The sequence below is a fragment of the Endozoicomonas sp. YOMI1 genome, from assembly GCF_024606345.1.
In the GTDB taxonomy this organism is placed as follows: domain Bacteria; phylum Pseudomonadota; class Gammaproteobacteria; order Pseudomonadales; family Endozoicomonadaceae; genus Endozoicomonas.
Map to the genome: position 1 here is coordinate 1 of NZ_JAHHPM010000520.1, position 3,827 is coordinate 3,827.

Genomic DNA, 3,827 nt, shown 5'->3' on the forward strand with positions numbered 1-3,827 from the left:
AGCTGACGAACCTGAACCAGGATAAGCTGACGAACCTGAACCACGGTAAGCTGGTACACCTGAAACAGGAAAAGCTGAAGAACCTGAACCAGGATAAGCTGACGAACCTGAACCAAGGTAAGCTGGTGCACCTGAACCATAAGGATATGCTGTACTCTCCAGAGCCCTTGTTAACTCGGGTTTGAGTGATAACCGGCTTGGGTGTGCAACAGTGGATCTCATACCCTTAGTGGGTAGAGCAGTTTTTTCAGCTTGGTAAGAACGAACAGAAAGAGAAGGAGGCATCTTATCCCTCCCGCGAGTCTCAAAATATACGTTTTTATTAAGAGAACTGTCTGTTTTTCCTGTTTTTCTGCCACTCCACTGGGACCACTGGGCCCACTTCTCTATTTGTGGGTTGGTCTTACTACGTCCTAAGTCGGTCGTACGACGAATATCCGATTCTGGTAAAGCTGTTCTTGCTTTACCCCGAAGTGAAACATCTAATAATCCCATAATATACTCCTTCAAAGTTATAATTTAATTTTCCTGTCATTATTAATAGACCACTCAAAAACCATTTGGTTCATTTTTCAGTTCATTCAGACTTTCTTTAATTTTCTGAAGTTCATCAGGATTGAATTGATTAACCTCACCACAGCTCACCGATTCTTCCAGTAACTCTATCATTTGTAAGCTCTGATCAACTGATAAAATTTTCCTCTTTGATTGAATATCCATATTACTATTAACAATCATCGCAGCATAATCATGCGCCAAATGAACAAAATTAAAATATTTTAACATCTCAGCAAGTACAGGCTTACCCAACTTGCTTTTTGCCTCTAGCAGATCAACTTTCATACTTTCTGGCAAGTCACTTTGCAGAACCTCATAAACATAAGCAAGTACTGTAGTATGATTTTTACCGTTCATTACGGCCTCAAAAAACCAGCAATTTGTTGACCTCCCCGCCTGTAAAATCAACTTTTTTTCCTCGACAGATTTAATGGGATCCATTAACACAGAGCGGATAATATCTTCACAAATTGTCCAGTCATTATTACTTACAGCCACCTGCAATGAACTGGCAAGATATTCAGATTCGGATTCATTGCTAACTTTCAGCAAGTAATCATAAAATGAATAATACTCTTTTTCCCATCGCTGGCCATCAAAATCTTGATCTTGCATAATTGACTTCAGGTATATCCAGGATACACCCAGCGCTTTCCAGTATGAATATGGCAGCTTTTTTATTAAACCCGACTCTTGGGTATAATCGATAAAGTGCGTCAGAAGTTCATATTTCTGTTCCTCCGATTTAGTTTTATCAGCAAATATTGCCCAGATACAATTTTCCAGGGTCTTCATAGTATCATTATCAACACACTCAACACCTTCTGCCATAGAAGTATTCTCTTCTTGACGCCTTATCCAGATACCATTTTTAAATTCAAATACGCAGTGACCTCTAGGGCCTTGTCGAGCATGCCAATACAGATTCTCATTAAGCTCTTCTGACTCACCTTCGAATAAAGTTAAACTTCCTACACCATTAGAAAAAAACCAATCTACCTGATTAGATGTATAAAGATCAGAAAGCTTTAGAAATGGGGTACAATCAGGATGACCAAGGATCACCTTCTGATCGAGAAACGTCCAGTTAGGATCCCAATGCCGAATAACCAGAATTCCCGGGGGTTTCTTTTCCAGGCACAAGACCATTGTATGGCCAGCATGCTCGGGCTCTTTTCTGTAAGAGAGTGGGCCACCGTTAAGTATAAAGACTTTACTGTCACCACAGGGCATATCCCAGTATTTTTGCACCAGTTTATTTAATACCAGGGAGAAGTCATCCACTTGAAAGCAGTGAGTTTCTGTGCACTTGCCTCGTAGCTTGCTAGTACAATCGAACTTTAATGCCGGATCAGACAGCGCCAATTCCTGCAATCGCTTCTCCAATTGTGCTGTGGAGCCACAATCGGCATAGCCTTTTTTACCCCTTTCTATATAACCTTCCGCATAAAGTTTGGAAAGCATCCCACATTTCAACTTTTTACCGTTAATAATTATCTTATGATTAGCATTTTCACAGTCATTACTTGTGGAATAAACCAGGTACCCGGGAAAGTGTTTTCGCCCCAGAAATGCTGTTTTTTCATCAGCTCTACACCTGATGAATTTAATGTTCCTGCCTGATCTGGCTACTGTTTCAAGTTTTTTCCAGCAATATTGAAATCCAGCGGAGTCAACCTTACGGTGATATTTTTCCCGAACCTCTAAGCAGAGTTGGCTGATTTTCCTTCCTGCCTCACTGACAACGCTTTTCGTTTCATTTATTCTTGACTGAACAGCATCCATTACTACCGGCTTGATATCTCTTTTTTTCGGATTTGGTAAACTACCGTAAAAACAACTACTCTCCTCTTGCCGAAAACTGCGCTTAATAAAATTTTGTTCGTCAACCCCAACATTCTTTAAGGCAAAACGGCCATAACAGTGTTTTTTCTGCAGGCCGTCATCAGGCTCTCCAGATTCAGAGATGCCAGGCAAAGCTGATGATCGAATGCCTGCTGTAGAATCCACTTCCATAACTACTACCTCCTTTGCTCTGATTTATAAATGATTGCTAAACCTGCCACGGTTTACGCTGAAACTTTTTATCAAAGATTGTCAAAGAAATGTAAACACTTTTCTTTCTGGCAACCTAACAAGTAAATTGAGCATATAACAGGGCGGTTGCACCTGATTTACGATAGTTTACGGGAGCAATCTCCGGGATATCAATTTATAGCTTGCAGCAAGTTGCGCGGTTTTAAATCATCAATCGAAGATCATAAACCAAGTTAGAATTTATCATGGTGATAATCTGGAATTAGTAACCGGTCGGTTACTTATACTTGCGCAGTATAATCAAGACAGACAGAGGGTGGCTTATCTTTTCATGTGTCCCGGCCCATCCTCCAACATCACCCACTATTATTTTTGCCCCATAAGCCAACTTTTGCGGAACTTTTCCGAAACCTCGTAGTCTAGAACAATAGTTCAAAACAATTTTTAAGGAGATCAACCATGAATGGTTCTGCCATATATAACGGAATAGCCCAAACTGTCAAGAGGCTTACTAGCTCTATCGAACCTTTTGCACGACCCACGGCCATGTTTCTGGCCGGGCGTTTGGGTGGGGGTGCAGCTGTACAGTTTGGCCCCTGGGCTGTTAAGACTGTTGTTAATCATACTACTTCTGGCTATTTCGCCAGGTTCCTGTATCAACAGTCATTAAATGCAGCTTTAGGCTCATACTACTACCCTGCTGGCCAGATGCTATTTTCTGGCATTGCTGCAGTGTGCCCCGGACCCAAGGTAGTTGCCAGAGAAATACGCGCCCACTATCAGCACCACTATCAGCAAAAGCGTTATCTGGCCGAGCTTGACAAAAGTGACTTTGACCCGACGCGATTGACAGTTGAAGAAGTGAACCTTGAAGGAGTGAAAGAGGGCTTTTTGAATTACACCTACCAGTCCCTTCCTGTTGATGAGTCATCTTATTGTATCTTCAAGGAAGAGGACGCTGACGGCCTTCCACGACAGCTTCCTCTGCCTGCCAATGGCAAGCCTGAGTTCGAAATGGAGTCTTTCAGTGCGGACAACAAAACAGATGCTTCCGGAGTTAATGAAACTGCCCTGTAGCGTTGCGGTTTTAATCAAGAGCCACAGACAAAGACACTTCCCACGGAAGACCGTGGGAAGTGTCTTTATATGATATGCATAACATAGCCCGCCGGCACTTGGAGGCTGTCCGAGAATAGCGCCCGTCTAGGCGACCCCGTAGCGAGGATGGCAGA

General features: G+C 42.4%; 3 protein-coding genes. 2 read left to right on the forward strand and 1 reads right to left on the reverse strand.

Annotated features, from left to right (window positions below; translation table 11 throughout):
* A partial coding sequence (locus tag KDK15_RS18455) for a hypothetical protein (protein WP_257296864.1) occupies positions 1 to 185 on the forward strand: 185 nt, incomplete at its 5' end.
* 364 nt (positions 186 to 549) lie between these two features.
* Here KDK15_RS18455 and KDK15_RS18460 read toward each other — a convergent pair.
* The gene (locus KDK15_RS18460) at positions 550 to 2,574 is read right to left on the reverse strand and encodes a hypothetical protein (protein WP_257296865.1); all 2,025 of its coding nucleotides are present in this window, start codon (positions 2,572 to 2,574) and stop codon (positions 550 to 552) included.
* A gap of 480 nt (positions 2,575 to 3,054) precedes the next feature.
* Between KDK15_RS18460 and KDK15_RS18465 the strand changes: the two genes are divergently transcribed.
* Positions 3,055 to 3,672, forward strand: a complete 618-nt coding sequence (locus KDK15_RS18465) for a hypothetical protein (RefSeq protein ID WP_257296866.1) — start codon at positions 3,055 to 3,057, stop codon at positions 3,670 to 3,672.
* Positions 3,673 to 3,827: the final 155 nt, after the last annotated feature.

What these genes read in the sequence shown, in the direction of transcription:
- KDK15_RS18460 (WP_257296865.1), bottom strand. Translation starts at nt 2,574, where the DNA reads ATGGAAGTGGATTCTACAGCAGGCATTCGATCATCAGCTTTGCCTGGC.
- KDK15_RS18465 (WP_257296866.1), top strand. Translation starts at nt 3,055, where the DNA reads ATGAATGGTTCTGCCATATATAACGGAATAGCCCAAACTGTCAAGAGG.